General features: G+C 67.6%; 5 protein-coding genes. All 5 read left to right on the forward strand.

All coding sequences use genetic code 11. The features are described from left to right. Positions 1 to 378 precede the first annotated feature (378 nt). Entirely contained in the window at positions 379 to 1,203 is an 825-nt protein-coding gene (locus AC1D2K_RS31165; RefSeq protein WP_478093860.1) for an ABC transporter ATP-binding protein, read from the forward strand. Next, positions 1,200 to 1,982: a lipid asymmetry maintenance ABC transporter permease subunit MlaE gene (gene mlaE / locus AC1D2K_RS31170; protein WP_478093861.1), complete on the forward strand. Its 783-nt coding sequence runs from the start codon at positions 1,200 to 1,202 to the stop codon at positions 1,980 to 1,982. The genes AC1D2K_RS31165 and mlaE overlap by 4 nt, the downstream gene beginning before the upstream one ends. 27 nt (positions 1,983 to 2,009) lie before the next feature. After that, on the forward strand, positions 2,010 to 2,498 hold the full coding sequence (mlaD, locus tag AC1D2K_RS31175; RefSeq protein ID WP_478093862.1) for an outer membrane lipid asymmetry maintenance protein MlaD: 489 nt from the start codon (positions 2,010 to 2,012) through the stop codon (positions 2,496 to 2,498). Next, complete coding sequence (locus AC1D2K_RS31180; protein WP_478093864.1) at positions 2,495 to 3,241, forward strand: MlaA family lipoprotein; 747 nt, start codon at positions 2,495 to 2,497, stop codon at positions 3,239 to 3,241. Before mlaD ends, AC1D2K_RS31180 begins: the two co-directional genes overlap by 4 nt. A gap of 132 nt (positions 3,242 to 3,373) precedes the next feature. Continuing rightward, positions 3,374 to 4,030, forward strand: coding sequence for an MlaC/ttg2D family ABC transporter substrate-binding protein (locus AC1D2K_RS31185; RefSeq protein ID WP_478093866.1), 657 nt, complete (start codon positions 3,374 to 3,376; stop codon positions 4,028 to 4,030). Positions 4,031 to 4,140: the final 110 nt, after the last annotated feature.

Here is a 4,140-nt window from a genome sequence, read left to right on the forward strand (position 1 = left end):
CCCCCACTGCGTGTGGGTCGCTGCCCCCCGAGGGGGCCGCAGGCCGCCTTGGGGCGGCCCGGCGCCGGCCTGAGCCCCCACGCTCCCCCACTGCGTGTGGGTCGCTGCCCCCCGAGAGGGCTGCAGGCCGCCTTGGGGCGGCCCGGCGCCGGCCTGGATGGCCCCCACGCTCCCCCACTGCGGGTGGGTCGCTGCCCCCCGAGGGGGAAGTCGCAGGCCGCCCGTCTGCGCGAAGCGCCGGCCTGAGCCTCCACTCTTCCCAATGGTGGGGGTTGCTGCCCCCCGAAGGGGCTGCGGGCCGCCTCCGTGCTTTCCCTTATCATCAGCCGTTACCGCGAGCCGGGATGTCCTCATGGGCGCCCCGGCTTTTTCATTGCTATGGACCCATCACCTCCCACTTCCCTCGTTGAGTTTCGCGACGTCGCTTTCGGCTACGGCGATCGCACGATCCTCGACGGCGTCTCGTTCTCCGTGCCCCGCGGCAAGGTGACGGCGCTGATGGGTGCCTCGGGCGGCGGCAAGACTACCGTGCTGCGCCTGATCGGCGGGCAGGTGCGGGCGCGCCGTGGCGAAGTGCGGGTCAATGGCGACGATGTCGGCAAGATGGGGTCCGCTGCGCTCTATGCGGCCCGGCGCCGCATGGGCATGCTGTTCCAGTTCGGCGCGCTGTTCACCGACATGAGCGTGTTCGACAACGTCGCTTTCCCGCTGCGCGAGCACACGCGCCTGCCCGAGGGGCTGGTGCGCGACATCGTGCTCATGAAGCTCGACGCGGTCGGCCTGCGCGGCGCCCGCGAGCTGATGCCCAGCGAGGTCTCAGGCGGCATGGCCCGGCGCGTGGCGCTGGCGCGGGCGATCGCGCTCGACCCCGACCTCGTGATGTACGACGAACCCTTCGCCGGCCTGGATCCGATCTCGCTCGGCACCGCGGCGCGGCTGATCCGGCAGTTGAACGACACGCTGGGCCTGACCAGCGTGGTCGTGTCGCATGACCTCGAAGAGACCTTCCGCATCGCCGACCACGTGATCATCCTGGCCAACGGCGGCATCGCCGCCCAGGGGACGCCGCAAGAGGTGCGCGTCAGCACCGAACCGCTGGTCCATCAGTTCGTCAATGCGCTGCCCGAGGGGCCGGTGCATTTCCACTATCCCGCGGTCGGCGTCGAGGATGACTTCGGCAATGCGCAGGGGGGGCGCGAATGAGCTGGTACAAGCCATCGGATGTCGGCTTTGCCGTGCGCAGCAAGCTGGCCGACTTCGGGCTCGGCGCACGCCTGTTCGTGCGACTGGCCTTCCAGGGGGCTCGAAGCCTGCAGCGCTTCGGACTGGTGCGCGACCAGATCCACTTCCTGGGCAATTACTCGCTCGCGATCATTGCGGTCTCGGGCCTGTTCGTGGGCTTCGTGCTGGGGCTGCAGGGCTACTACACGCTGCAGCGCTACGGCTCGTCCGAAGCATTGGGCCTGCTGGTGGCGCTGGGCCTGGTGCGCGAACTCGGCCCGGTGGTCGCGGCGCTGCTGTTCGCGGGTCGCGCGGGCACCTCGCTCACGGCCGAGATCGGCCTCATGAAGGCCGGCGAGCAATTGAGCGCCATGGAGATGATGGCGGTCGACCCGGTGCAGCGCATCCTGGCGCCGCGCTTCTGGGCCGGCGTGATCACCATGCCCCTGCTGGCGGCGGTGTTCAGCGCGGTCGGCGTGATCGGCGGCTACGTGGTCGGCGTGCTGATGCTGGGCGTCGATCCGGGCGCCTTCTGGGGCCAGATGCAGGGCGGTGTCGATGTCTGGCGCGACGTCGGCAACGGCGTCGTCAAGAGCATCGTCTTCGGTTTTGCCGTGACCTTCATCGCGCTGCTGCAGGGCTACCAGTCRCAGCCGACGCCCGAGGGCGTGTCGCGCGCCACCACGCGGACGGTCGTGGTCGCCTCGCTCAGCGTGCTCGGGCTCGACTTCATGCTGACCGCCATGATGTTCAGCATCTAGCAAACACGTTTCGAGAGAGTGCAACACATGCAACGTTCCAACAATGACATCTGGGTCGGCCTGTTCGTGCTGATCGGCGGCGCGGCGCTGCTGTTCCTGGCGCTTCAGTCGGCCAATCTGCTGGGCCTGAACTTCAACAAGACCTACGCCGTGACCGCGCGCTTCGACAACATCGGCGGCCTCAAGCCCCAGACGGCGGTCAAGAGCGCCGGCGTGGTGGTCGGGCGTGTCGAATCCATCACGTTTGACGACAAGAATTTCCAGGCCGCGGTGACGCTGGCGCTTCAAAATCGCTACAGTTTCCCCAAGGACAGCTCGTTCAAGATCCTGACCAGCGGCCTGCTCGGCGAGCAGTTCATCGGGATCGAAGCTGGCGCCGACGAAAAGAACCTGMAGGCTGGCGACGTCGTGACCGACACGCAATCCGCCGTCGTGCTTGAAAACCTGATCAGCCAGTTCCTGTACAGCAAAGCGGCGGAGGGGAGCACGCCCCCCGGCAACGCCAACAAGAAATGAAACCACGATTTCCATCCGCCGGCCGGCCCGTGCGCGGCCGTCTCGCCATCGGTGCGCGCGCCGCATTGGCCGCCGGCTTCCTCGTCCTCGCCACCGGCTGCGCCACGGGCCCCGGCGCCAACCCGGCGGACCCCTTGGAGCCGCTCAACCGGCAGGTCTACCGCTTCAACACCGCCGTCGACGATGCCGTGCTGAAACCGGTCGCAATGGCCTATCAGGCGGTCCTGCCGTCGCCGGTGCGCACGGGCGTCAGCAATTTCTTCGGCAATCTCTCGGACGTCTGGAGCTTCGCCAACAGCGTGGCGCAGCTCAAGCTCCAGGACAGTGCGCAGACCTTCATGCGCGTGAACGTCAACAGCGTCTTCGGCCTCGGCGGGATTCTCGATGTCGCCACCGAACTCGGGATCGATCGCCGCAGCGAGGATTTCGGCCAGACGCTGGGCCGCTGGGGAGTACCAGCGGGGCCGTACCTGGTGCTGCCGCTGCTTGGGCCCTCGACGCTGCGCGACACCGTCGCGCTGCCGGTGGACATCCAGGGCGATCCGGTGAACCACGTGGCGGATATCTCGGTGCGCAATTCAATGTACGCTCTCCGCTACACCGACATCCGTGCCAGCCTGCTGCGGGTGGGCCAGTTGCTCGACGATGCCGCGCTCGACAAGTACACCTTCACGCGTGACGCCTTCCTGCAGCGCCGCCACAACGAAGTCCACGACGGCGACTTGCCCGACGACGGCAACTAGGGCCGGCGCGCGGGCGGCCGCCGATTGCATTCAGTTGCAGCGCCGGACGCCCGTCGTTGAACCCTGTCGGCCGGACAGGGCTCCAAACCCTCAGAGCGTCTGCTCGATATTTGATGACAAGGGATTGATTCGATGAACCAGATTCTTCAACGCCGTACCCTGGGACGCCTTGCGCTGGCCGGCCTGCTGCTGGTGGGGGCCGGCGTCGGATTCGTGCGGCCGGCCCAGGCTGCCGACGAGGCGCCCGATGCGCTGGTGAAGCGTCTGTCCTCGGATGTGCTCGAGACCATCAAGGCCGACAAGTCGATCAAGGCCGGCGACATCGGMAAGATCATGGTGCTGGTCGACACCAAGATCATGCCGAACGTGAACTTCCTGCGCATGACGTCTTCCGCCGTCGGCCCGGCCKGGCGCCAGGCCACGCCGGAGCAGCAGAAGCGGCTCGAAGAGGAGTTCAAGACGCTCTTGGTGCGCACCTACGCGGGTGCCCTCGACCAGGTCAGCGACCAGACCGTGAGCGTGCGTCCTTTCCGCGGCTCGCCCGATGACAAGGAGGTGCTGGTGCGCACCGAAGTCAAGGGCGGTGGCGGCGACCCGGTGCAGCTCGACTACCGGCTCGAGAAGACGCCGGGCGAAGCCGGCGGCTGGAAGATCTACAACATCAACGTGCTGGGCGTGTGGCTGGTGGATACCTACCGCACCCAGTTTGCGCAGCAGATCAACAGCAAGGGCATCGACGGGCTGATCGCCGCCCTGGCGGCGCGCAACAAGAGCAACGGCAAGGGCTGAGTCCGCCATGCTGGTGCTGCCGCCCAAGTTGACGCACGACGAAGCGCCTGCCTGCGCCTACATGCTCCAGCAGGGGCTGGCCGGGCAGACGGACACGGCCACGGTGGTCG

This window comes from Variovorax sp. P1_H12_2 (genome assembly GCF_056405335.1).